Origin of the sequence: Thermus scotoductus DSM 8553 (genome assembly GCF_000381045.1) — a bacterium.
GTDB classification, from domain to species: domain Bacteria; phylum Deinococcota; class Deinococci; order Deinococcales; family Thermaceae; genus Thermus; species Thermus scotoductus.
This window is the reverse complement of the sequence record NZ_KB905732.1, coordinates 59,858-83,008: the sequence shown is the minus strand read 5'-3', so window position 1 is coordinate 83,008 and position 23,151 is coordinate 59,858. Positions and strand designations below refer to the sequence as shown.

28 protein-coding genes, 4 tRNA genes and 2 pseudogenes are annotated in these 23,151 nt (G+C 65.4%); 16 read left to right on the top strand and 18 right to left on the bottom strand.

Features of this window, described 5'->3' with window-relative positions:
• Positions 1-40: 40 nt before the first annotated feature.
• From F604_RS0102575 to ttuA, 6 genes are read left to right on the top strand one after another with little or no spacing between them, the layout of a single operon-like run.
• Positions 41-1,060, top strand: a complete 1,020-nt coding sequence (locus F604_RS0102575) for an ABC transporter ATP-binding protein (RefSeq protein ID WP_019550302.1) — start codon at positions 41-43, stop codon at positions 1,058-1,060.
• Positions 1,057-2,040, top strand: a complete 984-nt coding sequence (locus F604_RS0102570) for an ABC transporter ATP-binding protein (protein WP_015717842.1) — start codon at positions 1,057-1,059, stop codon at positions 2,038-2,040. The genes F604_RS0102575 and F604_RS0102570 overlap by 4 nt, the downstream gene beginning before the upstream one ends.
• A 48-nt stretch (positions 2,041-2,088) precedes the next feature.
• The gene (locus F604_RS0102565; RefSeq protein ID WP_019550301.1) at positions 2,089-2,715 is read left to right on the top strand and encodes a CBS and ACT domain-containing protein; all 627 of its coding nucleotides are present in this window, start codon (positions 2,089-2,091) and stop codon (positions 2,713-2,715) included.
• Complete coding sequence (locus tag F604_RS0102560; protein ID WP_019550300.1) at positions 2,709-3,836, top strand: acetoin utilization protein AcuC; 1,128 nt, start codon at positions 2,709-2,711, stop codon at positions 3,834-3,836. The genes F604_RS0102565 and F604_RS0102560 overlap by 7 nt, the downstream gene beginning before the upstream one ends.
• A 4-nt stretch (positions 3,837-3,840) precedes the next feature.
• A complete protein-coding gene (locus F604_RS0102555) occupies positions 3,841-4,062 on the top strand; it encodes a sulfur carrier protein ThiS (RefSeq protein WP_015717839.1) in 222 nt (73 codons plus the stop codon).
• A complete protein-coding gene (ttuA, locus tag F604_RS0102550) occupies positions 4,052-5,017 on the top strand; it encodes a tRNA-5-methyluridine(54) 2-sulfurtransferase (protein ID WP_015717838.1) in 966 nt (321 codons plus the stop codon). Before F604_RS0102555 ends, ttuA begins: the two co-directional genes overlap by 11 nt.
• Positions 5,018-5,049: 32 nt before the next feature.
• Here ttuA and F604_RS0102545 read toward each other — a convergent pair.
• Positions 5,050-5,126, bottom strand: a tRNA-Val gene (locus F604_RS0102545).
• Between the two features lie 6 nt (positions 5,127-5,132).
• Positions 5,133-5,207, bottom strand: a tRNA-Cys gene (locus F604_RS0102540).
• Positions 5,208-5,290: 83 nt separating this feature from the next.
• On the opposite strand from F604_RS0102540, the gene F604_RS0102535 reads away from it, so the two are divergent.
• Positions 5,291-6,724 (top strand): ATP cone domain-containing protein, encoded by a 1,434-nt coding sequence (locus tag F604_RS0102535; protein ID WP_019550299.1) that lies wholly within the window; start codon positions 5,291-5,293, stop codon positions 6,722-6,724.
• Complete coding sequence (locus F604_RS0102530) at positions 6,717-7,055, top strand: hypothetical protein (protein WP_026328928.1); 339 nt, start codon at positions 6,717-6,719, stop codon at positions 7,053-7,055. Before F604_RS0102535 ends, F604_RS0102530 begins: the two co-directional genes overlap by 8 nt.
• On the opposite strand, the gene F604_RS0102525 is transcribed toward F604_RS0102530, so the two are convergent.
• The 4 genes from F604_RS0102525 to F604_RS0102510 form a co-directional block, all read right to left on the bottom strand.
• Positions 7,028-7,324, bottom strand: a complete 297-nt coding sequence (locus tag F604_RS0102525; RefSeq protein WP_019550297.1) for a hypothetical protein — start codon at positions 7,322-7,324, stop codon at positions 7,028-7,030. The genes F604_RS0102530 and F604_RS0102525 overlap by 28 nt on opposite strands.
• Complete coding sequence (locus F604_RS0102520) at positions 7,324-7,638, bottom strand: hypothetical protein (RefSeq protein WP_015717834.1); 315 nt, start codon at positions 7,636-7,638, stop codon at positions 7,324-7,326. The genes F604_RS0102525 and F604_RS0102520 overlap by 1 nt, the downstream gene beginning before the upstream one ends.
• A gap of 12 nt (positions 7,639-7,650) precedes the next feature.
• A complete protein-coding gene (thrC, locus tag F604_RS0102515; protein ID WP_019550296.1) occupies positions 7,651-8,706 on the bottom strand; it encodes a threonine synthase in 1,056 nt (351 codons plus the stop codon).
• Positions 8,707-8,796: 90 nt separating this feature from the next.
• The gene (locus F604_RS0102510; RefSeq protein WP_019550295.1) at positions 8,797-9,795 is read right to left on the bottom strand and encodes a homoserine dehydrogenase; all 999 of its coding nucleotides are present in this window, start codon (positions 9,793-9,795) and stop codon (positions 8,797-8,799) included.
• A gap of 49 nt (positions 9,796-9,844) precedes the next feature.
• Between F604_RS0102510 and queG the strand changes: the two genes are divergently transcribed.
• A complete protein-coding gene (gene queG / locus F604_RS0102505) occupies positions 9,845-10,993 on the top strand; it encodes a tRNA epoxyqueuosine(34) reductase QueG (protein WP_019550294.1) in 1,149 nt (382 codons plus the stop codon).
• Here the strand turns inward: queG and F604_RS0102500 are convergent.
• Positions 10,901-11,605 carry a metallophosphoesterase family protein gene (locus tag F604_RS0102500; protein ID WP_019550293.1) on the bottom strand — a complete coding sequence of 235 codons (705 nt, stop codon included), beginning with the start codon at positions 11,603-11,605 and terminating at the stop codon, positions 10,901-10,903. The two genes, queG and F604_RS0102500, sit on opposite strands and share 93 nt — an antisense overlap.
• 69 nt (positions 11,606-11,674) lie before the next feature.
• Here F604_RS0102500 and lnt point away from each other — a divergent pair, with 69 nt between their 5' ends.
• Both lnt and F604_RS0102490 read left to right on the top strand, forming a co-directional pair.
• Positions 11,675-13,006, top strand: a complete 1,332-nt coding sequence (lnt, locus tag F604_RS12510; RefSeq protein ID WP_019550292.1) for an apolipoprotein N-acyltransferase — start codon at positions 11,675-11,677, stop codon at positions 13,004-13,006.
• A tRNA-Leu gene (locus tag F604_RS0102490) sits at positions 12,985-13,071 on the top strand. Before lnt ends, F604_RS0102490 begins: the two co-directional genes overlap by 22 nt.
• 61 nt (positions 13,072-13,132) lie before the next feature.
• On the opposite strand, the pseudogene F604_RS0102485 reads toward F604_RS0102490, so the two are convergent.
• The 3 genes and pseudogenes from F604_RS0102485 to F604_RS0102475 all read right to left on the bottom strand — a co-directional run.
• Positions 13,133-13,303, bottom strand: a pseudogene (locus F604_RS0102485) (methyltransferase); the annotation flags it as partial.
• Between the two features lie 6 nt (positions 13,304-13,309).
• Entirely contained in the window at positions 13,310-14,896 is a 1,587-nt protein-coding gene (locus F604_RS0102480; protein ID WP_015717827.1) for an alpha-amylase family glycosyl hydrolase, read from the bottom strand.
• A gap of 63 nt (positions 14,897-14,959) precedes the next feature.
• A complete protein-coding gene (locus tag F604_RS0102475; RefSeq protein WP_015717826.1) occupies positions 14,960-15,169 on the bottom strand; it encodes a CDGSH iron-sulfur domain-containing protein in 210 nt (69 codons plus the stop codon).
• Positions 15,170-15,200: 31 nt separating this feature from the next.
• Between F604_RS0102475 and F604_RS0102470 the strand changes: the two genes are divergently transcribed.
• The 3 genes from F604_RS0102470 to F604_RS0102460 all read left to right on the top strand — a co-directional run bounded on the left by F604_RS0102470 (position 15,201) and on the right by F604_RS0102460 (position 17,200).
• Positions 15,201-15,593, top strand: a complete 393-nt coding sequence (locus F604_RS0102470; protein WP_019550291.1) for a hypothetical protein — start codon at positions 15,201-15,203, stop codon at positions 15,591-15,593.
• Positions 15,586-17,130 carry a tRNA lysidine(34) synthetase TilS gene (gene tilS, locus F604_RS12505; protein WP_019550290.1) on the top strand — a complete coding sequence of 515 codons (1,545 nt, stop codon included), beginning with the start codon at positions 15,586-15,588 and terminating at the stop codon, positions 17,128-17,130. Before F604_RS0102470 ends, tilS begins: the two co-directional genes overlap by 8 nt.
• Positions 17,109-17,200, top strand: a tRNA-Ser gene (locus F604_RS0102460). The genes tilS and F604_RS0102460 overlap by 22 nt, the downstream gene beginning before the upstream one ends.
• 21 nt (positions 17,201-17,221) lie before the next feature.
• On the opposite strand, the gene F604_RS0102455 is transcribed toward F604_RS0102460, so the two are convergent.
• Together F604_RS0102455 and F604_RS0102450 are read right to left on the bottom strand one after the other, a co-directional pair.
• Positions 17,222-17,830 carry a YkgJ family cysteine cluster protein gene (locus F604_RS0102455; protein WP_019550289.1) on the bottom strand — a complete coding sequence of 203 codons (609 nt, stop codon included), beginning with the start codon at positions 17,828-17,830 and terminating at the stop codon, positions 17,222-17,224.
• Positions 17,827-18,039, bottom strand: coding sequence for a hypothetical protein (locus tag F604_RS0102450; protein WP_015717822.1), 213 nt, complete (start codon positions 18,037-18,039; stop codon positions 17,827-17,829). The genes F604_RS0102455 and F604_RS0102450 overlap by 4 nt, the downstream gene beginning before the upstream one ends.
• A 21-nt stretch (positions 18,040-18,060) precedes the next feature.
• On the opposite strand from F604_RS0102450, the pseudogene F604_RS0102445 reads away from it, so the two are divergent.
• Positions 18,061-18,438, top strand: a pseudogene (locus F604_RS0102445) (DinB family protein); the annotation flags it as partial.
• Positions 18,439-18,476: 38 nt separating this feature from the next.
• Positions 18,477-18,872, top strand: a complete 396-nt coding sequence (locus F604_RS0102440; RefSeq protein ID WP_019550287.1) for a DUF3197 domain-containing protein — start codon at positions 18,477-18,479, stop codon at positions 18,870-18,872.
• Here the strand turns inward: F604_RS0102440 and F604_RS0102435 are convergent.
• From F604_RS0102435 to F604_RS0102410, 6 genes are read right to left on the bottom strand one after another with little or no spacing between them, the layout of a single operon-like run.
• Positions 18,869-19,732, bottom strand: a complete 864-nt coding sequence (locus F604_RS0102435) for a hydroxymethylglutaryl-CoA lyase (RefSeq protein WP_019550286.1) — start codon at positions 19,730-19,732, stop codon at positions 18,869-18,871. The two genes, F604_RS0102440 and F604_RS0102435, sit on opposite strands and share 4 nt — an antisense overlap.
• 8 nt (positions 19,733-19,740) lie before the next feature.
• Positions 19,741-21,423: an acyl-CoA carboxylase subunit beta gene (locus F604_RS0102430; RefSeq protein WP_019550285.1), complete on the bottom strand. Its 1,683-nt coding sequence runs from the start codon at positions 21,421-21,423 to the stop codon at positions 19,741-19,743.
• A 24-nt stretch (positions 21,424-21,447) separates the two neighbouring features.
• Entirely contained in the window at positions 21,448-21,933 is a 486-nt protein-coding gene (rnhA, locus tag F604_RS0102425; RefSeq protein ID WP_015717817.1) for a ribonuclease HI, read from the bottom strand.
• Entirely contained in the window at positions 21,930-22,451 is a 522-nt protein-coding gene (locus F604_RS0102420; RefSeq protein WP_019550284.1) for a Uma2 family endonuclease, read from the bottom strand. Before F604_RS0102420 ends, rnhA begins: the two co-directional genes overlap by 4 nt.
• A gap of 4 nt (positions 22,452-22,455) precedes the next feature.
• A complete protein-coding gene (locus F604_RS0102415; protein ID WP_019550283.1) occupies positions 22,456-22,836 on the bottom strand; it encodes a VOC family protein in 381 nt (126 codons plus the stop codon).
• Positions 22,836-23,123 (bottom strand): glutamine synthetase/cystathionine beta-lyase binding protein, encoded by a 288-nt coding sequence (locus F604_RS0102410; RefSeq protein ID WP_019550282.1) that lies wholly within the window; start codon positions 23,121-23,123, stop codon positions 22,836-22,838. The genes F604_RS0102415 and F604_RS0102410 overlap by 1 nt, the downstream gene beginning before the upstream one ends.
• Positions 23,124-23,151: the final 28 nt, after the last annotated feature.

The following is a 23,151-nucleotide window of genomic DNA, read 5'->3' as shown; positions in this document are numbered from 1 at the left end:
CGGATGAGGTGTTTAGACGGCGGTGCTCAAAGGAGTACGCATGGATGAAAAGCGGTTACTGGAGGTGAGAGACCTTAAAGTCCACTTCTTCACCGATGACGGAGTGGTGAAGGCGGTGGACGGGGTTTCCTTCCATGTGGACAAAGGGGAAACCCTGGCGGTGGTGGGGGAGTCGGGGTCGGGCAAGAGCGTGACCTCTTTGGCCATCATGCGCCTGATTCCCACGCCTCCCGGCCGGATCGTGGGGGGTCAGGTCCTCTTTCGGGGGAAGGACGGGCAGGTGAAGGACCTCACGCGGCTTTCCGAGGCGGAGATGCGGAGGATCAGGGGCAACGACATCGCCATGATCTTCCAGGAGCCCATGACCTCCTTAAACCCCGTGTACACGGTGGGGGACCAGATCGCCGAGGCCATCATGCTCCACCAGGGGAAAAGCCGGAAGGAGGCCATGGAGCTGGCCGCCCACATGCTGGACCTGGTGGGGATTCCCGAGCCCAAGAAGCGGCTTGCCAACTACCCCCATCAGATGTCCGGGGGAATGCGGCAAAGGGTGATGATCGCCATGGCCCTTTCCTGCAATCCCTCGCTGCTCATCGCCGACGAGCCCACCACGGCCTTGGACGTCACCATCCAGGCGCAGATTTTGGAGCTGATGAAGAGGCTGCAGGAGGAGCTGGGGATGGCGATCCTCTTCATCACCCACAACCTTGGGGTGGTGGCGGAGATGGCGGACCGGGTGGTGGTGATGTATGCGGGGCGGGTGGTGGAGCAGGCGGACGTGGTGCCGCTTTTCAAGGATCCCCTCCACCCTTACACCCGGGGGCTTCTGCACTCCGTGCCCCGGCTGGACCTGGCGGCGGAGCGGAGGGAGCGCCTCGAGGCCATCCCCGGAAACGTGCCGAACCCCCTGTACCTGCCCCCAGGGTGCGCCTTCCACCCCCGGTGCAAGCACTACGTGGAGGGCCTTTGCGACCGGGAGGTGCCACCCCTGGAGGACACGGGTGACGGCCGCCAGGTGCGGTGCGTGCGCTGGCGGGAGATCCGGGAGGTGCGGGCATGAACGGCAACCATGTCCTCCTGGAAATCCGGGACCTGAAGAAGCACTTCCCCATCCGCGGCGGGATCCTCTCCCGGGTGGTGGGAAGCGTCAAGGCGGTGGACGGGGTTTCCTTTGCCATCAAGAAGGGGGAGGTCCTGGGCCTGGTGGGGGAGTCGGGAAGCGGCAAGACCACGGTGGGCCGGACCCTGCTCCGCCTCATCGAGCCCACGGGGGGGCGCATCCTCTTCGACGGACAGGACATCACGGACCTGCCCAAGGACAAACTCCGCCCCTACCGCCGCCGGATGCAGATCATCTTCCAGGATCCCTTCAGCTCCTTGAACCCCCGCATGACCGTGGGGGACATCATCGCCGAGCCCCTCATCATCCACGGGATCGGCAAGACGCCCCAGGAACGCACGGAAAGGGTGGCGGAGCTTCTTAAGCTGGTGGGGCTTTCCCCGGACCACATGCGCCGCTACCCCCATGAGTTCTCGGGCGGCCAGAGGCAAAGGATCGGCATCGCCCGCGCCCTTGCGGTGGCCCCGGACTTCATCGTGGCGGACGAGCCGGTTTCCGCTTTGGATGTATCCATCCAGGCCCAGGTGGTGAACCTTCTCCAGGACCTTAAGGAGGAGCTGGGCCTGACCCTCCTCTTCATCGCCCACGACCTGGCGGTGGTGGAGTACATCTCCGACCGGGTGGCGGTGATGTACCTGGGCAAGGTGATGGAGGTTGCCTCCTCGAAGGAGCTTTACCGCAATCCCAAGCACCCCTACACCGAGGCCCTGCTCTCGGCGGTGCCCATCCCCGACCCCACGGTGAAGCGGGAGAGGATCGTGCTGCAGGGGGATATCCCCTCGCCCATCAACCCGCCCTCGGGGTGCGTTTTCCGCACCCGCTGCCGCTACGCCCTCCCCGAGTGCGCTCAGGTGGTGCCGGAGCTTAAGGAGGTGGCCCCCGGCCACTATAAGGCCTGCATCCGGGACGACATCTTGTAGGTTTTAGGGAGAAGGCCCCGGCGGATCCCGCCGGGGTATACTTTTTTCATGTTGGTCCAGGACGTGATGCGCTTCCCCGTGATCACGGTGGGGCCCGGGGTGACCCTCGAGGAGGCCAACCGCCTCCTTTTGGAGAAGGGCATCCGTCACCTGCCGGTGATGGAGGAGGGAAGGCTGGTGGGGATCATCACCGACCGGGATATCCGCCTGGCCACCAGCCACCTAAACCCCAAGGGGCCTTGCCCTGGGTGCGCCCAGGTGGGGGAGGTGATGACCCGGGAGGTGGTCACCGCCCATCCCCTGGATCCCGTGGAGGAGGCCGCCCGGGTGATGCGGGAAAGGAAGATCGGCTGCCTGCCCGTGCTGGAGGATGGCGCTTTGGTGGGGATCGTCACGGGGATTGACCTTCTGGACGCGCTCCTTAAGCTCACCGGGGTTACGGAGCCCTCGGGCCGCCTCGAGGTGCGCCTCCCCGACCGCGTGGGGGAGCTCTTCCGGCTTACGGGGTTTCTGGCAAAGCGGGGGGTGAACATCCACTCCCTCCTCTCCTACCCGGAGGAGGAGGCCTTTGTGCGGGCCGTGGTCCGGGTGAACACCCTGGAAACCCACCTTCTTGCGGAGGGGCTACGCCAGGAGGGGTTTGAGGTGCTCTGGCCCCCCAAGAAGCCATGGTGATCTACCGGGACGAGTACCGCCTGTACAACTTCGGTCCTAGCCACCCCTTCAGCCCGGTGCGCCTGGAGATGCTCACCTCCCTTCTTCAAGCCCTGGGGGTATGGCGTGAACCCCTGGTTCCAGGAGAGGCCACCCGGGAGGACGTGCTTTCCGTGCATTCCGAGCGCTTGGTGAAGCGGGTGGAGGCGGCAAGCCGGGGGGAGGGGGTGCCCGATTTGGAGCATTACGGCTTGGGCACGGGGGACACCCCGGTCTTTCCCGGCATGGACCGGGCGGCCAGGATCCTGGTGGGGGGCACCCTGGAGGGAGCCCGGCGGATCCTGGCGGGGGAGAAGCGGGTGCTCCAGCTGGGCGGGGGTCTACATCACGCCCAGTACGACCGCTCCAGCGGCTTTTGCGTGTACAACGATCTATCCGTGGCCATCCGGCACCTGGTGCGCTCGGGGCTACGGGTAGCCTACCTGGACATAGACGTCCACCACGGGGATGGGGTGCAGTGGATCCACTATGAGGAAAAGGAAGTCCTGACCATAAGCCTGCACGAGTCTGGCCGCTACCTTTTCCCCGGTACCGGGCACGTGCACGAGATCGGGCGGGGAGAGGGGGTGGGGAGGAAGCTCAACCTGCCCCTGGAGCCCTTCACCGAGGACGAGAGTTACCTGGAGGTCTTTGAGGCCCTGGTGCCCTGGGCTCTTGGGGCCTTCCGCCCGGATGTGCTGGTGGTGCAGGCAGGGGCCGATGCCCACTTCTTGGACCCCCTGGCCGACCTTCTCCTCACCACCCGGGCCTACGAGCGCCTCTTCCGCCTGGTGCTGGAGTACGCCGAGGCCTACGCCGGGGGAAGGATCCTCCTCACCTTGGGGGGCGGGTACAGCCTGGACGCCACCGTGCGGGTCTGGGCCCTTCTCTACCTCGTCTTCCATGGCCTTCCTCTTCCCGAGCGCCTGCCGGAGGGGTGGCTTCGAGAGTGGGAGGCAAGGCTCGGCCAACCCCTTACCCCCACCCTCCACGATCCCGAGGCGCCTTACCCGGAGATTCCCAGGAGGCAGGAGATAGAGAAGCGGAACCGCCTTACCCTGGAAAGGCTCACGGAGTTGGTGCGCCCCCACCTGGTACACTAGCGGGATGAAGCTGGTGTTGCGCCTTCCCGAGCGCAAGGAGGTGGAGGTAAAAGGGGATAGGCCCCTAAAGGAGATCCTCCTGGAGCTGGGCTTGAACCCGGAAACGGTGGTGGTGATCCGGGGGGAGGAGCTCCTCACCCTGGATGAGAGGGTGGGGGAAGGGGAGACCCTCGAGGTCCTCTCCGCCATCTCCGGGGGGTGGGGTGAAAGCGGCCATGGTGTGTAAGGTTTGCGGCGAGAAGGCCCAGGTGGAGCTTCGGGGCAGGGGCTTTTCCCTGTGCAAGGCGCACTACCTGGAGTGGTTTGTCAAGGAAACCGAGCGGGCCATCCGCCGCCACAGGATGCTTCAACCGGGCGAGCGGGTTTTGGTGGCGGTTTCCGGGGGTAAGGATTCCCTGGCCCTTTGGGATGTGCTTTGGCGGCTCGGCTATGAGGCGGTGGGGCTTCACCTGCAGCTCGGAATCGGGGCTTACTCGGAAAGGAGCCTTGAGGTTACGCAAAGCTTTGCCCAGGACCGGGGCCTCGAGCTTTGGGTGGTGGACCTGCGCCAGGCCTATGGCTTTGGCGTTCCGGAGCTGGCGGAGCTTTCGGGGCGCGTGGCCTGTTCCGCCTGCGGCCTTTCCAAGCGGTACATCATCAACCAGGTGGCGGTGGAGGGGGGCTTTAGGGTGGTGGCCACCGGCCACAACCTGGACGACGAGGCGGCGGTCCTCTTCGGCAACCTCATGAACCCCCAGGAGGACGCCCTGGTCCGCCAGGGGCCGGTGCTTCCCGAAAAGCCGGGCCTGGCCGCCCGGGTCAAGCCCTTCTTCCGCTTCAGCGAGCGGGAGGTCCTCTCCTACACCCTCCTAAGGGGGATCCGCTACCTGCACGAGGAGTGCCCCAACGCCAAGGGGGCCAAGAGCCTCCTTTACAAGGAGGCCCTAAACCTGGTGGAGCGGGAGATGCCCGGGGCCAAGCTGCGCTTCCTGGAGGGGTTTCTGGATAGGATCCAGCCCCGCCTGCAGGCGGCCGAGGAGGTGCAGCTGCGGGAGTGCGAGCGCTGCGGCTACCCCACCACGGGGGCGGTGTGTTCCTTCTGCCGCATGTGGGATGGGGTGTACCGCCGGGCCAAGAAGCGGCGCCTTCTCCCGGAGGAGGCCGAGTTCCACCCCCTGGCGCCGGTGGCGCGCCTGGGATGAGAAAATCCCCCGGGGCCAGCCCCGGGGGTTCTTGGTGGGCGCGAGTGGACTTGAACCACCGACCCCTACCGTGTCAAGGTAGTGCTCTGGCCACCTGAGCTACGCGCCCATGCTTTGGAGGCGCCGGCCGGATTCGAACCGGCGAATGGAGGTTTTGCAGACCTCTGCCTTACCACTTGGCTACGGCGCCAAGCCGTAAGGTATGGTAGCACGCGGGGAAAAGGCCTGTCAAGAAAGGCCATTCTCATGAGTAAAGTGCTATGATGCCAGAGAATGGCTGAGGTTTTTGTTCGCCTGCGCAGAGGAAGGTGGCCTCTTTCCAAGGGGCTTCTGGTGGAGGCGCTTTTGCCCTTGGGGGTGCCCCTCGAGGCCGCCCAAGCCGTGGCCCACACCGTGGAGGAGAGGTTGAAGGCGGAGGGGCAGCTGGCCGTGCCCCCTCGGGTCTTGCGCCGGGTTTTCTTGGAGGAGGTGGCCCGGGCCCTGGGGGAGGAGGTGGCGGATAGCCTTTCCAGGCAGACCCTTCCCTTTGAGGAGATCCTGGTGCTCCAGGGGAGGAAGCGCCGTCCCTTTTCCAAAGGGCTTCTGGCGAGGAGCCTCGAGGAGGCGGGTTTTTCCTTGAAGGAAGCCCACGACCTGGCCAAGGAAGTGGAAGGGCATCTCAGGCAAGAAGGGGTCAGGCAGATCTCCGCCCGCCGCCTGGAGGAGATGGTGGCCCAGGTGGTGGGCCGGGCCCTGGGGAAGGGGGCTCGCAGGCGCTACCTCCAGCGCCAGGCCTTCGCCGGGGAGCTTTTCGTGGAGGAGGAAAGCGGCGAACCCCGGATGCCTTTCTCCAAAGGTATCCTGGCCCAGTCCCTGATGGGCATTGGGTTCTCCCCTGAGCGGGCGTACCGGCTGGCCCGGGAGATGGAAAAGGCCCTGCGCCAGGAGGGGCGGAGGGTGATCCGGCGGAATGAGCTTCGGGAAAGGGTGTACCAGGCCCTTCTAAAGGAGGCGGGGGAGGAGGTGGCCAGGCGGTACCTGCTCCTTAGAAGCCTGAGGCGAAGCGCCCGCCCGGTGCACATCCTCATCGGTGGGGTAACCGGGGTGGGGAAGAGCGTGCTGGCCTCGGCCCTGGCCTACCGCTTGGGCATCACCCACATCGTTCCCTCCGATGCCGTGCGGGAGGTCTTCCGGGCCTCCCTTTCCCAGGACCTCCTTCCCACCTTACACCTTTCCACCTTTGAGGCCTGGAGAGCCCTTCTGCTGGACCTGAGCGGGGAGGAAAGCCATGAGGTGCGGGTGATGCGGGGCTTTTTGGACCAGGTGGCCCGAGTGGCGGTGGGTTTGCGGGCTATTCAGGAGCGAAGCGCCCTCGAGGGGACCTCCATCGTTCTGGAAGGGGTTCACGTGGTCCCCCGTTACCTGGACCATCCTTACCGGGAGCGGGTCCTCACTGTACCCATGCTGGTGGTGCTTCAGGACGAGAAGCTTCACCGGGACCGCTTTCTCCTTAGGGACCGGGAGACGGCCCGCGCCCGGCCGCAGGAGAAATACCTCACCCACTTCGCCGAGATCCGCCTCATCCAGGAGCACCTCCTCCGCTGGGCCCAGGAGGAGGGGATTCCCGTTATCCCTGGCGAGGATCTGGATGAGGCAGTGGAGAAGGCCTTGGAGGTCCTGGTGGCCTACCTCGAGGCCCATGGCTCCCGGGAGGTGGCCCGTGCTTGAGGTGCTCGGGTTTTTGCTCCTCCTCTTCGTGGCCTTTCGCTGGCAGAACCGCCTTCCCCTCTGGGCCTTGGGGGTCTGGGTCAATCTCATCTGGTTTGTGTATCAAAACGAGCTGGGCTCGGGGTGGCTGGCCTACCTGAGGGGCCTGGGTGTAGGAATCTTCCTGGCGGCAGGGTACGGCAGGCCGGGATTGGCCTGGGCCCTCACCCCTTGGCCCCTCCTCCTCTACCTGCGCTTGGACGTCCGGGAACTCCTCCTTTACCTGCCGGCCCTGGGAGAGGGAATGCTCCTTGGAGCCCTCCTCTACCTGGCGGGCTTGCGCAAGCGGTAGACCAGATAGGGAAGGCCTGCCCCCAGGGCACCCCCTGTGAGGAAGGGGATGGGGTGGCCGAAGAGGAGCTGAAGGAGGAAGAGCAAGGCGAAAAGCCCCACAAAGAAGGGCACAAGAAAGGGCTTCTCCCCATAGGCGACGCCCATGGTGCCCACGAAGAGGCCCACGGCCAGGGCCATTCCCTCCTGGTTGGGGCGCAGGAAGAGGAAGTAGGCGTAGGCGGCCACACCCAGGAGGGCCAGGCTTTGGGATAGGCGGTTAGGGTTCATCAGGTCCAGTTAAAGCGTTTGACCAGCACCTGGGAAAGGGCCAGGGCTACCCCGCCCCAGGCCACCTGGGGCTCCTGCCCCAAAAAGCCCATGACCGCGGAGAAGACCCCCGCCACGAGAAAGAAGGGGACATACTTGGGGTTTACGGTAAGGCCCAGGACGAAGGCCACCAGAAACCCCGCTATCCCGGGGGGAAGGGTGGCTCCCAGGACCATAAAGAAAAGCATGAGGGCGATGGTGATGGCCCCTGCCAGGTAGTAGGCTCCGGGGAAGGGTTCCTTGGGCTTCCTGCGGGCGTCTTTGGCCTCGGACATGGCCCAAGCTTATCACAATAGCCCCGCGGCCTCGGCTACCGCCTCGAGGTTCGCTGGCACCGGGGGTAGAAGCTCGGCCACCTTTTCCGCGGTGGCCGGGTCCTTGAGGCCGTGGCCCGTGAGGGTGAGGACCACGGTGCTTCCCGGATCCAACCGATCCTCCCTGAGGAGCTTCCACACCCCGGCCATGGCGGCGGCGGAGGCGGGCTCGCAGAAGATTCCTTCCTCCTGGGCCAGGTAGCGGTAGGCGAGGAGGATTTCCTCGTCTGTCACTGCCTCTATCGTCCCGCCGGATTCCTCCTTGGCCCGCATGGCTCCTTGCCAGCTGGCCGGGTTGCCGATGCGGATGGCGGTGGCCAGGGTTTCCGGCTTCTCCACGGGCCGCCCCAGGACCAAGGGAGCGGCGCCCGCCGCCTGGAAGCCCAGCATCCGGGGGAGGCGGCTCGCCTTGCCCAAGGCGTGGTATTCCTTGTAGCCCATCCAGTGGGCGGTGATGTTACCGGCGTTGCCCACGGGCAGGGCGTGGTACTGGGGGGCATCCCCCAGCTCGTCCACCACCTCGAAGGCCAGGGTCTTCTGGCCTTCCAGGCGGTAGGGGTTCAAGGAGTTCACCAGGGCCACGGGATAGGCCTCGGTGAGGGCCTTGGTAAGGGCCAAGGCCTGGTCGAAGTTGCCTTCGATTTGGATAATCCGCGCCCCATGGACCAGGCTCTGGGCCACCTTGCCCAGGGCCACGTAGCCCGCGGGCAGGATGACGATGGCCCTTATCCCCGCACGGGCGGCGTAGGCGGCGGCGCTGGCGGCGGTGTTTCCCGTGCTGGCAGCCGCCACCGCCTTCGCTCCTTCCTCCACCGCCTTGGAAACCGCCAGGGTCATGCCCCGGTCCTTGAAGCTCCCCGTGGGGTTCAGCCCCTCGAACTTGGCATAGAGGCGTATGCCCCGTCTTTGGGCTTCCTCAGGGCCTTTTAAGGGCATCAAGGGGGTGGAGCCCTCCAAAAGGGAGATCACGGGCGTGTTGAGAGACACGGGAAGGTGGGCCCGGTACCGCTCGATGAGGGGAAGCCGCATGGGGATATGTTTCCCCCTAGGGGGCTAAGCCGTCAAGGGTTCCGGAAAGCCTTGCTCATGGGGTGGAGAAGGTCCAGAAAGGGCACGCCCTTATTCTACCCCGGGGAAGGGGGTTCCCTCTTCCGTGGGAGGCTTTGGGGCCGGGGCGGGCAGGTGGCCCAGGTGGCCGGAGAGGAAGCGAAAGAGGTCGGCGAGGAGGCCGCTGGCCGTGGCCCCGCCCCCGGCTCCCGGTCCCGTCACGAAGACCTCGCCCAGGGGCCTTGCCCGCACCCACAGGATGTTGCCCTGGGCCCGGGCTAAAGGGTGGTCCTGCGGCAGGCGCCTGGGGGCCACCGCCGCGCGCCAGCGCCCACCTTCCCCGTAGAGGCTTGCCACCAGGCGTACTTTTTCTCCTTGGGCTTGGGCGGTTTGGAGGATTTCCGGGGTGAGGCGGGTAATGCCCTGGGTTTTCACCTCCGGGAAGGGGAAAGCAGGGTCCACCAGAAGCCTGGCCAAAAGGGTGAGCTTGTGGGCGGCGTCTATGCCCTCCACGTCCAGGGTGGGATCCGCCTCGGCGTAGCCCAGACGCTGGGCCTCGAGGAGGGCTTCCTCATAGGTCCGCCTCTTTTCCATCTCCTGCAGGATGTAGAGGGTGGTGCCGTTCAGGATCCCGTGGAGCTCTACAAGCTGGCTTCCCCTGAGGGTTTCCAAAAAGGATAGGGCCGGGGTGCCGGCCATGACGCTGGCCTCGTGATAGATCAGCCCTTCCTCAGCGAAGGGGCGCAAGGCCTCCCAGGCCTCCGCCAGAAGGGCCTTGTTGGCGGTGATGAGGGGGATACCCGCTTCCAGGGCGGGGCGGACCAAGCTGAGGGGGGCCTCCACCCCACCCATGGCTTCCACCACCACGTCCGCCTGCAGGAGGTCCATGGGTTCGGTGCGCAGGAGTTCGTCAGGGATGGGCCTGGGCTTGGTCCTTTCCCGCACCAGTACCCCCAGAAACCGAGGGGAGAAGCCCAGGGCATGGAAGTCCTCGAGGCGCTCCTGGACCAGGGTGTAAAAGGCGCTACCCACGGTGCCTCCGCCCAGGAGGGCGATCTTCACCTCTTCCATGCCGGGGATTATACCAGCTTCCCCTCGGCCTTTGCCCTAAAGTGAAGCCGTGGAGGCCCGCCCGCTTCTAGAGGAAGCCCTTCGGGAACGGGGGCTTCTTTACGCCTGGGCGCCCCTGGCCATACCGGAGGAGGCGGAGGGCCGCTTCCGGCGCTTCCTGGCCGAGGGACGGCACGGGGGAATGGCCTATTTGGAGCGGGGCGTGGAGGCTCGTTTCCACCTGGAGCACCGCTTTCCCTGGGCGCGAAGCGCCCTGGTGGTCTTCGCCCCCTACGCCTACCCCGACCCCGGAATACCCAAAGGGGGAATCCGGGTGGGCCGGGTGGCCCGTTACGCCTGGGTCCGGGACTACCATCTGGTTCTGGGGGAGGAGGTTAGGGCCCTCGAGGGCCTGGCCCGAAGCCTGGGCGTAGAGGCCAAGGGGTACGTGGACCACGGGCCCATCCCCGAGCGAACCCTGGCCGCCCTCACCGGGATGGGCTGGATTGGCAAAAGCGGCATGTTTCTTTCCCAGGGGTTTGGGGTGCACGCCTTCATCGGCGTTCTTCTCACCTCCTTGGAGGTGGAGGCACCTTTCCCGAATCCAGGCCGCTGCGGCCGCTGCACCCGTTGCCTGGTTTCCTGCCCCACAGGGGCCCTTTTAGGGGACGGCACCCTGGATGCCCGGGTTTGCGTGAGCTACCTTACCGTGGAGCATAAGGACTTCATTCCCCCGGCCCTCTGGCCGGGAATGGGGGACTGGCTTTTGGGGTGCGACCTCTGCCAGGAGGTCTGTCCCTGGGAGCGGTTTGGCAAGGTGTGGCAGGGCTTTAGGCCGGAGCCCGAGCTGGCCCATCCCAACCTGGAGGAGTTCTTCCGCCTCTCGGGAAGAGCCTTTCAGCGGAAGTTTGGGGATACCGCCTTCGCCCGTCCAGGGAGGACCCGCATGGCCCGGAATGCCCTCATCGTCCTGAGCAACCTGGGCCTGGGGGAGGATCTCCTGCGGGAGGCAGCGAAGGATCCCCATCCCTTGGTGCGCCGCACGGCCCTCCATGCCCTTTTTCTGGCTGGCTTGGGGATTGAGGGGTTTCTAAGGGATCCCGATGAGGGGATTCGGGCCGAGGCCTCAGTCCTCCTTGGGGAAGCGCCCCGTGCGGTAGACCTTTTCGAGGACGGGGGGAAGTCCCCAGGCCCTGAGGTCAAAGATGAGGGGTCCTAGGTCGTAGGGCACCTTGAGGAAGCGGACCTCGAGGGTTTCCGTGTCCAGGATCATGGCATCGGCCCCGGGCTCCCCGCTTAGGCTTAGGCCCACGCTACCTGGATCGGCTACAAGACCCATGCCCACCCGGCGAGAAAGGGGCAGGTGGCGCCCCCCCAGGAGGAGGACCGCGGCCCTGTACCGTTCCAGAAGCGGCACAAACGGGTTGGCCGGGCCCAGGAGGTCCAGGTGGCTTTCGGGGTTACCGGGGGTGCCGTGGAAGGCCACAAGCCGTCTTTCCCCGTAGATTTTGCGGTGGGATAGACGCAGGGAGCGGAGATAGTCCAGCTCCTTTTCCGCAAGCTGGGACCGGGTCCACTCCAGGGTGGCCTTGCCCACGCCTTCGGGCAGGGTGCCCGGTAGAGGGTAGGCTACCCTTAAGTCCCAGGCCCCGGCGATGGCCGGAAGCCCTTCCTTGAGAAGACGGCGGATGACCTGCTTGGGATGGGGGCCGTAGCCCACCAGGTCCCCGAGCACCAGGGCCTCGTCCACGCCTTCATCCCGCAGGGCCTCGAGGGCCGCTTCCAAGGCGGGGAGGTTGGCGTGGATGTCCGAGAGGACCCCCAGGCGCATAGGTCCATTCTTTCATAGACCCTGGGAAAATCCCGTGAAAACCTGGCCCGTACCCTTTATGTTAGGAGGGTGCGGCCTTTCCTCCTGGGCCTCCTCCTGGCCCTCACCCTGCCCCCCTTCCCCCTGGGCTTTTTCACCCCCTTGGTTCTGGTCTTTCTCCTGGGGGGAGGTTTCCGCACGGGGTTCCTGGCGGGCCTGGGGTTTTGGGGCCTCCACCTTATCTGGCTTCCCCAAAGCTTTACCCAGCTCTTTGGCCCCTTAGGGGCTCTGCCCTTTCTGCCCCTGGTGCTTTTCAAGGCCCTTTCCTTCGGGCTTCTTTTCGCCCTCACCCCCACGCCCCTGGCCCGGGTGGGGGGGTGGGTGGCGCTGGAGTGGCTCACGGAGCAGGGGGATCTGGCCTTCCCCTGGGGTTTCCTGGGCTACAGCCTGGTGGAGGCTCCCGGGCGGGTGCTCGCCGCCTGGGGTGGAGTGTACCTCCTTTCCCTTTTGGCCCTGCTCGTGGCCTGGGGCCTTAGGGAACGGCGCTACTGGATTCTTTTGCCCTGGGGGGTGCTGTGGCTTCTTCCCTTGCCTCCGGAAGCAGGGCCGGAAAGAGCCCTTCTGGTTCAGGGGAACGTTAACCCCCTGGCCAAGGTGCAAGGGGAGTTGGATCAGGAGGTCTACCTTCGTTTAACCAGGGAAGGTTTGGCCCAGTATCCGGAGGCGCGACTGGTGGTCTGGCCGGAAACGGCGGTGTGGCAGATCCCTGAGGAAGCGAAGCGCCTGCTTCAAGGCAGGTTCCTTCTCACTGGCCTGAACCTCTACGGGCCTAACCGGGCGGTTCTATACCAGGAGGGGCGGGTCCTGGGCCATTACGACAAGGTGCGCCTGGTGCCTTTCGGGGAGCGTTTTCCCTTCCGGGAGACCCTGGGAGGGGTGTACGGGTTTTTCTTCCGGGCCTTTGGCCTGGGGGAGCTGGCGGACCGGATGCCAGGGGACCGGCTGATTCCCCTCGGCCCCTATGGGGCCATGATCTGCTATGAGTCCGTCTTTCCCTCCGTGGCCCGCACCCTTGCCCGGGAAGGGGCTAGGGTGCTGGTTCTCCTCACCAACGATGCCTGGTTTGGGCCTTCCTTTGGGGGCAGACAGCACTTTGCCTTAGGGCGCTTGCGGGCGGTGGAAACGGGGCGCTGGCTCCTGAGGGCGGGAAACGACGGCATCACCGCCAGCATAGACCCTTATGGCCGGGTGGTGGCGCAGATTCCCCCGCACCAGGAGGGGTACTTGCTGGCGCCTTATGGCTTGAGGGAAGGAAGCACCTTCTATGTCCGCTATGGGGACTGGGCGGTGGGGGTGGCGTTGACGCTTTTCCTTTTGGGCCTTATCCTTAGGTTGCGCGCGCCGGGGTGGCGGAACCGGTAGACGCGGCAGACTCAAAATCTGCTGTCCGCAAGGACGTGCGGGTTCGAGTCCCGCCCCCGGCACCAAAAGGCCAGGCCCCAGGGGCCTGGCCAAGCCTTTGGTACAGTGCCCCCTATTTTTTCAGGGAAGGCGCCTAAGCCAGTAACCGGTTCCCGCTCCCACCTCGAGGAGGCTTTCCCCAGGAGGGAGGAGGGCCTTCAGGGCCTTTTCCTCCTCAGCGATGGCGAAGGCCCCCAAGGAAGTTTCGTACCAGGCCTCGTAGGCCTCGGCTAAGGGGGCAAAGGGATCCTTTCCCATCCCGCTCTAGCCTAGCCGGACTACCACTCCCTCGTCCGGGCGTAGGCGGAGGGTGTTGCCCACGGCCTCCTCCCGGTCCAGGTGGGTGGAGAGGACCACCCTGCCCTCCTGGGGTAGGTCCAGGGCCTTTTCCCGGTCCGTGAAGTTTAGGGCGATGAGGAAGCCTTCCCCTCTGAAGTAGGCGTAGAGGCCGTTGGCTGCTTGATGGGTGCGGTAGCGGCCATGGAGGAGATCGGGATCCTGGCGAAGGCGGAGGAGGTGTTTCACCAGATGGAGCATGGATTTCGGGTCCTTCTCCTGGGCGGCCGCGTTTCGCACCGGCCAGTCGGGGTTTAGGGGAAGCCAGGGCTCCACGGTGGAGAAACCCGCGTAAGGAGAGGTATCCCAGGGCATGGGGGTGCGCTCGGGGTCCCGGCCTGGAGGGAGGCCGTGCTCGCCCAGGCGCCCTTTCTGCCGTAGGGCGGCGGGGTCCTGGATCCTATCCGGGGGGATTTCCCCGTTGGGCAGGGCCAGTTCGTCCCCGTAGTACCAGGTGGGGGTGCCCCGCAGGGTGAAGAGGAGCATGGCCGCCACCCGGGCCTGGGCTTCTCCTAGCCTCGAGGCCAGCCGGGGTTGGTCGTGGTTGCCCAAAACCCAGTTGGGCCAGTCCCAGGGGGTGAGGAGGCTTTCGTACTCCTCCACGATACGGGCGATGTTCTCGGGCCGCCAGTCGGTGAGGCCGCGGAAGATCAGGTGGAAGTTAAAGGGCAGGTGGCAACCCGCCTGGTAGTAGCGCACCAGCTGTGGGTAGGGAAGGTAGATCTCCCCCACCATGACCCGCTCTTGCCCAGGCTGGCTGAACTCGTCCAGAACGTAGCGCATCTCTCGCACGTAGGCGTAGGTTTCCGGCTGGTCCTCGGTGAAGAGGTGAAGGTGCCGGCCCCGGTCCCACATCCCCGGGCGCCAGTCGGGGTTGCCGGGCTCGTCCCGGAAAAGGAGGTCTTCCGCCAGGAGCCAGAGCACGTCCACCCTAAAGCCATCCACCCCCCGCCTGAGCCAGAAGCGCATGGCCTCGTAGATGGCTTCCCGCACCGCGGGGTTGCGCCAGTTGAGGTCGGGTTGCTCGGGAAGGAACTGGTGCAGGTAGTACTGGCCGGTGTGTTCATCCAGGGTCCAGGCGGGGCCTCCGAAGAAGCTCTGCCAGTTGTTGGGAGGGCCGCCATCCGGGCCTGGGTCTTTCCAGATGTACCAATCCCGCTTGGGATTGTCCCGGGAGCTTCTGGATTCCAAAAACCATGGGTGCTGGTCCGAGGTGTGGTTGGGAACCAGGTCGATGAGGACCTTGAGGCCCAGGGCGTGGGCTTCCCTTAGAAGGCGGTCAAAGTCCTCCAGGGTGCCGAAGATGGGGTCCACGTCGCAATAGTCGGCCACATCGTAGCCGAAGTCCTTCATGGGGCTTTTGTAGAAGGGGGAAAGCCAGATGGCCCCTACCCCCAGGTCCTTCAGGTAGGGAAGCCTTTGCCGGATGCCCTCCAGGTCCCCGATGCCATCCCCGTTGGAGTCCTGAAAGCTCCTCGGGTAGATCTGGTAGATGACGGTTTCCTTCCACCACATGCCCCGAGTTTACCCCTCGAGGCCGCGCTATGGAAGGGCTTCCAGTCCCTCCTCCCAAAGGCTTTAGGGCTCCACCTGGATCTCCCCTCCCTCAGCCTGGAAGCCCACTTCCTTGTGGGTTCCGTCGCAGAAGGGCTTGTTCCGGGAATGGCCGCAGCGGCAAAGGGCCAGCTTGGCCCTTTCCAGGCGCCTTTCCTCCCCGTTGAGCCGGAAGGGGGTTCCCTCGGGCAGGTCCATCACGTAGGGCCCATCCTGGCGGAAGCGAAGCTTCATGGTTTCAGGATACCGAGGATAAAGTGGAGGTATGCTCTGCCCGCAGAATGGAAGAGTAGGCCTCGAGGTGCCCTTGAAGACGGTGAAGAACTTCCTCACGGGAAGGGCCCTGATGCGGCTTAACCCCGCTAGCCCCCACTACCTTTGCCAGGATCCCGCCTGCCCGGTGGTCTACTACGGGGAGGAAGGCGTGTACACCCTGGGGGAGGTGCGTTTCCCCATCTACGACAAGGGAGCCTCCCTCGTCTGCTACTGCTTTGACTGGACCCGGGAGGGATTGGTGGAGGCCCTGGGGCAAGGGGTGGATCCGGTGGCCCAGGTGGAGGAGGGGGTCAGGGCCAGGCGATGCGCCTGCGACCAGCGCAACCCCAGGGGGCGTTGCTGCCTTGCTACCTTGAAGGCGGAGGTGGCCAGGCTTGCCTGAGGGCTTCCCGCAGGAATTGGAGGAGGCTTTCCAGAAGCGCCTGGCCCGGCTTGCACCCCGGGGCCCTTTGGTGCTGGCGGTCTCGGGGGGCGGGGATTCCGTGGCCCTGGCCCACCTGGTGAAGCGGGCTGGGCGGGAGGGGGTGGTGGCCCATCTGGACCACGCTCTGCGCCCGGAAAGCGGGGGGGATCTCCTCTTTGTGAAGGCCCTGGCGGAAAGGCTTGGCTATCCCTTCTACGCCGAGCGGGTGGAGGTGGCCAGGGTGGCTAGGGAACGGAGGGAGAACCTCGAGGCGGTGGCCAGGGAGATCCGCTACGCCTTTCTGCACCGGGTGGCCAGGGAGGTGAAGGCCAAGGCCATCCTCACCGCCCATACCCTGGACGACCAGGCGGAAACGGTACTTTTAAAGCTTCTCCAGGGCACGGCCCGGGGTCTGGGCATCCGGGAGAAGGAGGGGCTTGTGGTCCGCCCCCTTCTGGCCTTTCGCCGCGAGGAGTTAAGGGCGTACCTAAAGGCCCTGGGGGAAGCGTGGCGGGAGGATCCCTCCAACCAGGACCTTTCCCGGGATCGCAACTACCTGAGGCTTAAGGTGCTTCCCCTTGTGGAGGAGCGGTTCCCCGGGGCCAAGGAGGCGCTTTCCCGCTTTGCCCAGGTGCGGATGGAGGAGGAGGCCCACCTGGAGAGGGAGGCTAGGGCTCGTCTCCTGCCCGATCCCCGCTTCTTCGTGCCTGCCTACCGGGCGGCACCCCTTTTGGAGGCTCCCGGGGTCCTTAGACGGAGGGCTTTGCGCTGGATACTGGAGGCCTTGGACCTCCGGCCTGAGGCCCGGCTTATCGCCCTTTTGGAGGAGGCTTTAGGGGGCAAGGTGGCCACCCTGCCCGGCGGCTACACGGCCAGGCGCAAGGGAGGTACCCTTTTCCTCCTTCCCCCCGAGCCCCGGCTGCCCCTTCCCCCCGGGTTCCGCCGCCCCTTGCCGGGGGACTACCTGGCCATGCCCTACGGGAGAAAGCGCCTGGTGGACTTTTTGGCGGAGAAAGGGGTGCCTAAGGAGCTCAAGCCCCTTTGGCCGGTGAGGGCGGAGGGTAAGCGGGTGGTGGAGGTCTTGGGCCTTTATCCCCCTTCCGAGGAGGAGCGGTACATGGCCTTGGCCCTCGAGGAGGCCAGGCAGGCCTTCCAGGAGGGGGAGGTGCCGGTGGGGGCGGTCTTGGTGGTGGGGGAAAGGGTGTACAGGGCTCACAACCAGGTGGAGGCTACCCGGGATCCTACGGCCCATGCGGAGATGCTCCTCCTTAGGGAGGTGGGCCGGGGGGCCCGGGGAGGAAGGCTTTACGTGACCCTGGAGCCGTGTCGCATGTGCCACCATGCCCTTCGGGAGGCGGGGGTGGAGGTGGTCTACGGGGTGGAGAACCTGAAGGAAGGGGCCTTGACCCGGTTCGGCCAGGGGGAAGGCCTCAGGGGTGGCGTCCTGGAAGGGGAGTGTGCTAAGCTCCTAAAGGGTTTCTTTGCCCGGCTCAGGGAGGGGTGCCGGAGCGGTTGAACGGGCCGGTCTCGAAAACCGGTAGGCCCCCCAAGGGGTCTCGCGGGTTCGAATCCCGCCCCCTCCGCCAAAGGCGGCCTGAGGGCCGCTTTTATACCACCTGGAACCCCCACCGCCCCCCGAGGATCCCCAGCGCCTCCAGGAGGGTTTCCGCCTCCTTCCTTTCCCCGGGAAACCCGGAAAGAAGCAGGTACAAAAGGGTGGCCAGCTCCCCCAGGACCAGGAAGCCGTACCGCCTTTTTTCCTCCTCCCAAACCGCCTCCATGCGCAGGCGGGCCATGCGCCAGGGAGCGGAAAGGAAATGGCCCCGTTGCAAGCCCGCCTCGGGTTCGCAAAGCCTCGGGTCGCCTTGGGTGAGAAGCCCCCGGCAGGCAAGCGGACGCCAGGGATAGACACCGCAGAGGCCCTCTTCCAGAAAGGGGCAGGGGGTGCGGGTTAGAAAGAACTGGCTTGGGAAGTGGGGGTCGTCCTTGCCTTCCCTGAGAAGGGCAAGCCGCCTAGGGCCTTCCTTAAGGAGCCTGGAGCACTGGGCCTCGCTGAGGTGGGGAAGAAGGGCTTCCCCTTCCAGGCGGGAAAGGGTCACCAGGCCATGGCAGCAGGCAAAGCATCCCGCGCGGCAGGAGGGGGTAATCCCCTTCTTGGCCAGGTAGTCGGCCAAGTCCGCCTCGAGGGCCAGCCAATGGGCTTCCACCGGGTTCATCGGCGCAGGCGGTAGACACCCCTTCTGGGGTCGAAGGGGCAGGCTCTCACGGCCACCTGGGGGCAGTGACGCCGGTACCGGGCCACCTCCTCCGCCAGGGCTTTGGGCAGGTGGCATCGGGGGCAACGGGCCTGGGGAGAGGCTTGCCGCAACCGGTAGGCGAGTAATAGGGCCAGGCCCGAAAGGATGAGAAGACCAAAAGCCTCCATAGGGGTTAGTGTAAGCTCTTCTCCGATGAGGGTTTTTGGTGGCGGCCCAAGGAGGGGCTGAACCCCATCGGGGGCCTGGTGCGCCACATCACCGGAAGCTCCTTGCGGCTCCTTTCCTACGCCTTCCCCCAGGAGCTTCCCGACTGGGCCAAAAAGGGGCGGGAGTGGGAGCTCCAGGGGGAGCCCGAGGCCAAGGAGGTGGTGGAGGCCCGCTTCCGGGAGGTTTGGGCCAGGCTCCTTTCCGCCTTCCAGAGCCTACGGGAGGAGGAACTTGGCCAGGAGGTTCCGGTGGGCACCCAGGGTCTTAAGGCTCCCAGGGCCCATATCCTCCACCACCTGGTGGAGCATGCCCAGCACCATGCGGGGCAGATCATCTACGCCCGCAAGCTCCTGGGCTGAGGACTCCTGTCCCCGGGGGATGGCTGTAAGCTGTTCCCATGGAACGCGTTGGTCTGCGCGCTTCTCCCAGGATTACCCTCGAGGCCCTCAAGGAAGCCCTTAAGGGCGTGCGCTTTCCTGAGGCCAAGGTCTATTTCATCACCGACTGGCAGGACCGCCGGCACCAGGCCCGGTACGCCCTTCTCATCCACGGGGGCAAGAAGGACCTCCTCACCCCTGACGCGTTCGGCCCCGCCTTTCAGGGAGGGGAAGAGGCGCTTTCGGAGCTGGTTAGCCTGTTGCTGGACCTTGGGGCCAGGAAGTTCTACGAGGCGGTGGTGTCCCCGGCGGAGATGACGGCCCTCTTGGAGCTACCGCCCGAGGAACTGGTGAGGCGGATCAATGCCATCGCCAACCCCACCGACCCGGGCATCTACCTGAAAAGGGCCGCCTAACCGTATAGAAGCTTAAGCCGGGCGGCTTCCCCTGCCAGCTCGGGGAGGGCTTTTAGGTCTATTCCCATGTGGAAGCCTTTGGCTTCCAGGTAGGGGAGGACCTTTTCCGTGGGCAGGTTTCCCACCAGCTCATCCCCGGCGAAGGGGCAGCCCCCTACCCCGGCCAAGGTGCCCTCCAACCAGAGGATGCCCGCCGCCAGCACCGCCTCCACCTTGGCCAAGACCCCTTCCGGGCGGGCGTGCAGGTGGGCCCCCAGGCCCTCGGGGCCAAAGCGGGCCACAGCCTCCCCTAGCACCTCCTGGATGCGGCTTGCCTCCGCCACCCCGTAGGTGTCCGCCAGGGCGATTTCCCTGACCCCAAGTTCCCGCAGCCTGGCGATGTCCTCAAGAACCCGTTCCACGCTCCAGGGGTCCCCGTAGGGGTTGCCGAAGGCCATGGAAAGGTAGACCACCAGGCCAAGCCTGCCCTCCGTGGCCTCCACCATGGCCTTTACCAGAGGCCAGGATTCCTGCCGGGTGCGATTGGTGTTCTTCCGCTGGAAGGTTTCCGAGAGGGAGAAGGGGTAGCCGATGGCCGTGAGGTTTGGGGCCTTAAGGGCCCTTTCCAAGCCCTTTTCGTTGGCCACGATGGCCAGATAGGTGCGGCCCTGGGGTGGAGGTAAGGCTCCTAACACCTCCTCGGCATCCGCCATCTGGGGTACCCACTTGGGGGAGACGAAGCTGGTGAGGTCCAGATGGCGAAACCCCGCTTCCAGGAGTTTCTTTAGGAAGGCCACCTTCTCCTCGGTGGGGATGAAGCGGCTGAAGCCCTGCCAGGCATCCCGGGGGCATTCCACATAGCGGATGGCGGTTTGGGCCATGGCTTCCCCTAGACTTGGAAGACTCCGGTGCGGAAAGGCTCCCGCTCGGGGTTTAAGGCACAGGCCTCGAGGGCCCGGATGAGCCACTTCCGGGTCTCGTGGGGGAGGAGGATCCCATCCACCCAAAGCCGGGCGGCGGCGTACCGGGGGTCCAGGGTTTCCTCGTAGCGGCCCTTGATGCGCTCGTAAAGCTCCTTTAGCTCCTCGTCAGAGGGTTCCTTCCCTTCCCGCTTAAGCTTTTCCACCTCCAGCTCCAAGAGGGTCTTGGCCGCCTGGGCTCCTCCCATCACCGCGTACTTGGCGCTGGGCCAGGCGAAGATGAACCTGGGGGCGTAGGCCTTGCCCGCCAGGGCGTAGTTTCCAGCTCCGAAGGAGCCTCCCAGGATCAGGGTGATCTTGGGCACCACGGAGTTGCTCACGGCATTGACCAGCTTGGCCCCCCGGCGGATGATGCCGGCTTGCTCGGACTCCTTCCCCACCATGAAGCCCGTCACGTCCTGGAGGAAGAGGAGGGGGATGTTCATCTGGTTCACCTCGAGGATGAACCGGGCCGCCTTGTCCGCCGCCTCCGCGTAGATCACCCCACCCACCTCGATCCGTCCCTTCTTCTTCAGGATAAGGCGCTGGTTGCCCACGATGCCCACGGGAAAACCCCCGATCCGGGCAAAGCCTGTGACCAGAGTCTCCCCGTATCCCCCCTTGTACTCCAGAAACTCCGAGCCATCCACCAGCCGGGCGATCACCTCCCGAAGGTCGTAGGGGCGGCTGCCGTCAGGAGCGATGAGGCCGTAGAGGTCTTCGGCGGGGTAAAGGGGTTCCCTGGGTTCCTTGCGCCCTTCTGCCCAGGGGGCGAGCCTGGAGGGCGGGTACAAGGCGATGAGCTGGCGGATCCTTTCCAAGGCGGCTTCGTCGTTCGGCTCGTAGAAGTCCACGGTGCCGGAAACCTCATAGTGCATGCGGGCCCCGCCAAGTTCCTCGCTGCTGACCTCCTGGCCGATGGCCGCCTTCACCAGGGCGGGGCCTGCCAGGTAAAGCCCGCTTCCCTCGGTCATAATGAGGACGTCCGTCATCACCGGGAGATAGGCCCCCCCAGCCACGCAGTTCCCCATGATGGCGGAGATCTGGGGGATGCCCAGGGCGGACATGCGGGCGTTGAGGTAGAAGATACGGCCAAAGTCGTCCTGGTCGGGGAAGACCTCGTCCTGTAAGGGTAGGAAAACCCCGGCCGAGTCCACCAGGTACAGGGTGGGGATGCGGTTTTCCAGCGCCATCGTCTGGGCCCGGATCACCTTCTTGGCGGTGATGGGGAAGAAGGCCCCCGCCTTCACCGTGGCGTCGTTGGCGATGATCATCCAGGTTTGGCCCTGGATCTGCCCGAGGCCGGTGATGACCCCTCCGGCCGGGGCCCCGCCCCACTCCTCGTACATCCCCCACCCGGCAAAGGCCATGAGCTCGTAGAACTCCGTGCCCGGGTCTAAAAGCCTCGCAATGCGCTCCCGGGCGGTGAGGCGTCCCTTTTTGTGCTGCCGCTCCACGGCCTTGGGCCCGCCCCCTTGGCGCACCTTCTCCAGGCTTTCCCTGAAGTCCCGCACCAGGGCTACCCAGGCGTCCTTATTGGCCTTGTAGACAGGACCTTCCCGCTCCTCCGGGCGGAGCTTGCTCTCGAGGCGGCTCGTGGGCTGGCCTAGCATGGCCTTAGTATAACGTTTTTCTGCTTATCGGGGAAAAAGCGTAGCCCCCTCAGGGGGACAAGGGGTTTGGGACAGGGCCTTTTGCCGCTGGGCCTGGCGCCTGGCTTCCCGGTCCACCCGTTCGTTCTCCGGGTGGCCGTTATGCCCCCGGATCCAGTGCGGCACCACCCGGTGCCGTTTGAGTTCCGGCATAAGGGCTTCCCAGAGGTCGCGGTTTTCTATGGGCTTGCCGTCCGCTCTGCGCATCCCCCTTTTTTCCCAGGCGGGGAGCCACTCGTTTAAGGCCTTTACCAGGTACTGGCTGTCGGAGAAGAGGTGTACTTCACAGGGTTCCTTGAGCGCCCTAAGCCCTTGCAGCAGGGCGGTGAGCTCCATGCGGTTGTTGGTGGTGCAGGGCTCGCCTCCGGAAAGCATTCGTTCGTGGCTACCGTAGCGCAGAAGCGCCGCCCACCCGCCAGGGCCGGGGTTGCCCAGGCAGGCCCCATCGGTGAATAGCTCCACCTGTTTCACGACCAGGGGATGGGCCGATGGGGGAAGGCCAGGGGAGCCTTGGCCTCGCCGGGGAAGAGGATCTCCCTAAGGCGGTAGTGGTCCTCTTGGGGGTGGCGGTAGACCTCCAGGAGGTTTTCCACCGGGTTCACGATCCAGACCTCAGGGATACCAGCTTTGGCATACAGGGCGAGCTTCCTGTGGTCGTGGTCCAGGCTGGTGTCGGCCACCTCTATGAGGAGGAGAACGTCCTGGGGCTCAGGGAGGCGCTCGCTGTACTGTTCTAGGGGGGGCTTCAGCACCTGAAGGTCGGGCTCGGGCTCGGAGTCGGGGGAAAGGCGCAGGGGGGATTGCACGGCGATGACCGCCTCCTCTCCCAATAGAGCCTGGAGCCTCTTGTCCAACTGGGCTACAGCAAAGACGTGCCTAGGACCAATCGGGCTCATCTCGTAGATCTCCCCCTCGAGGAGCTCGAGGTGCTTCACCCCCTGGAAGAGGCGCTCAAACTCCTCTACCCCGAAGCGGTACCGGGTGGCCATGCCCTCATTCTAGGCCCCAGATGGCGGCGGGGGCCAGCTCCACCAGGTTTCCCGCGGGGTCGCGGGTGTAAAGGCTTTTCCCCCGGGGCCAGTCCGCCCACCAGACGGGAAAGCCCGCTTCCTCGAGCTTCTTAGCCCAAAGGGGGAGGTCCTCCTCCGCCACCTTAAAGGCCACGTGGACGCTTCCTTGGGCCCCGTGGGGAGGAAGGTTTTCCTCCTTTGCCGTGTAATGGGGGTTGAAAACCAGAAAGACCCCCTTTCCCGCCCGGAAGAAGGCGTGGCGCGGGGGCTGGTACTGGAAGCAAGGAAGGCCCAGGACCCCTTCGTAAAAGGCCCGGGCCTTCTCCAGATCCTCGGCGTAGACGGCGGTTTCCAGAACCTCCACTACTTGAGCTTAGCGATGAGGTCGGCCACGGGGATGGCCTCGAGGGTGGAGGTCCTCACGCTTCCCCTGGCCGAGAGGTGGAGCATGGCCCGGGCCACCGCCAGGGCATCCTCTGCCTCCACGATGTTCACGAAGTCATAGGGCCCCAAAACCGCGTACTGGGCCACCACCTTGACCCCGAAGTCCCGCTCCAGCTCCTGGTTCACTTCCTTGATGCGCTCGGGGTTTTTCACCAGGGTCTCAGCGCCGTCATCCGTGAGGGTGCTGAGAACGATAAAGGTGGGCATCTTGGCCTCCTTTCCCCCTCAGGATAGC

Excerpts from the sequence above, each read along its gene's own strand:
- F604_RS0102565 (WP_019550301.1), top strand. The coding sequence starts at position 2,089 with ATGTTGGTCCAGGACGTGATGCGCTTCCCCGTGATCACGGTGGGGCCC.
- F604_RS0102525 (WP_019550297.1), bottom strand. The coding sequence starts at position 7,324 with ATGAACCCTAACCGCCTATCCCAAAGCCTGGCCCTCCTGGGTGTGGCC.
- F604_RS0102470 (WP_019550291.1), top strand. The coding sequence starts at position 15,201 with ATGCTCTGCCCGCAGAATGGAAGAGTAGGCCTCGAGGTGCCCTTGAAG.
- F604_RS0102455 (WP_019550289.1), bottom strand. The coding sequence starts at position 17,830 with ATGAACCCGGTGGAAGCCCATTGGCTGGCCCTCGAGGCGGACTTGGCC.
- F604_RS0102535 (WP_019550299.1), top strand. The coding sequence starts at position 5,291 with ATGGCTGAGGTTTTTGTTCGCCTGCGCAGAGGAAGGTGGCCTCTTTCC.
- F604_RS0102435 (WP_019550286.1), bottom strand. The coding sequence starts at position 19,732 with ATGGCCCAAACCGCCATCCGCTATGTGGAATGCCCCCGGGATGCCTGG.
- F604_RS0102420 (WP_019550284.1), bottom strand. The coding sequence starts at position 22,451 with ATGGCCACCCGGTACCGCTTCGGGGTAGAGGAGTTTGAGCGCCTCTTC.
- F604_RS0102500 (WP_019550293.1), bottom strand. The coding sequence starts at position 11,605 with ATGCGCCTGGGGGTCCTCTCGGACATCCACGCCAACCTCCCCGCCTTG.
- F604_RS0102570 (WP_015717842.1), top strand. The coding sequence starts at position 1,057 with ATGAACGGCAACCATGTCCTCCTGGAAATCCGGGACCTGAAGAAGCAC.
- F604_RS0102430 (WP_019550285.1), bottom strand. The coding sequence starts at position 21,423 with ATGCTAGGCCAGCCCACGAGCCGCCTCGAGAGCAAGCTCCGCCCGGAG.
- F604_RS0102575 (WP_019550302.1), top strand. The coding sequence starts at position 41 with ATGGATGAAAAGCGGTTACTGGAGGTGAGAGACCTTAAAGTCCACTTC.
- F604_RS0102410 (WP_019550282.1), bottom strand. The coding sequence starts at position 23,123 with ATGCCCACCTTTATCGTTCTCAGCACCCTCACGGATGACGGCGCTGAG.
- F604_RS0102475 (WP_015717826.1), bottom strand. The coding sequence starts at position 15,169 with ATGAAGCTTCGCTTCCGCCAGGATGGGCCCTACGTGATGGACCTGCCC.
- thrC (WP_019550296.1), bottom strand. The coding sequence starts at position 8,706 with ATGCGGCTTCCCCTCATCGAGCGGTACCGGGCCCACCTTCCCGTGTCT.
- F604_RS0102510 (WP_019550295.1), bottom strand. The coding sequence starts at position 9,795 with ATGGAAGAGGTGAAGATCGCCCTCCTGGGCGGAGGCACCGTGGGTAGC.
- F604_RS0102480 (WP_015717827.1), bottom strand. The coding sequence starts at position 14,896 with ATGTGGTGGAAGGAAACCGTCATCTACCAGATCTACCCGAGGAGCTTT.
- ttuA (WP_015717838.1), top strand. The coding sequence starts at position 4,052 with ATGGTGTGTAAGGTTTGCGGCGAGAAGGCCCAGGTGGAGCTTCGGGGC.
- F604_RS0102440 (WP_019550287.1), top strand. The coding sequence starts at position 18,477 with ATGGAACGCGTTGGTCTGCGCGCTTCTCCCAGGATTACCCTCGAGGCC.
- F604_RS0102560 (WP_019550300.1), top strand. The coding sequence starts at position 2,709 with ATGGTGATCTACCGGGACGAGTACCGCCTGTACAACTTCGGTCCTAGC.
- F604_RS0102520 (WP_015717834.1), bottom strand. The coding sequence starts at position 7,638 with ATGTCCGAGGCCAAAGACGCCCGCAGGAAGCCCAAGGAACCCTTCCCC.
- F604_RS0102555 (WP_015717839.1), top strand. The coding sequence starts at position 3,841 with ATGAAGCTGGTGTTGCGCCTTCCCGAGCGCAAGGAGGTGGAGGTAAAA.
- F604_RS0102450 (WP_015717822.1), bottom strand. The coding sequence starts at position 18,039 with ATGGAGGCTTTTGGTCTTCTCATCCTTTCGGGCCTGGCCCTATTACTC.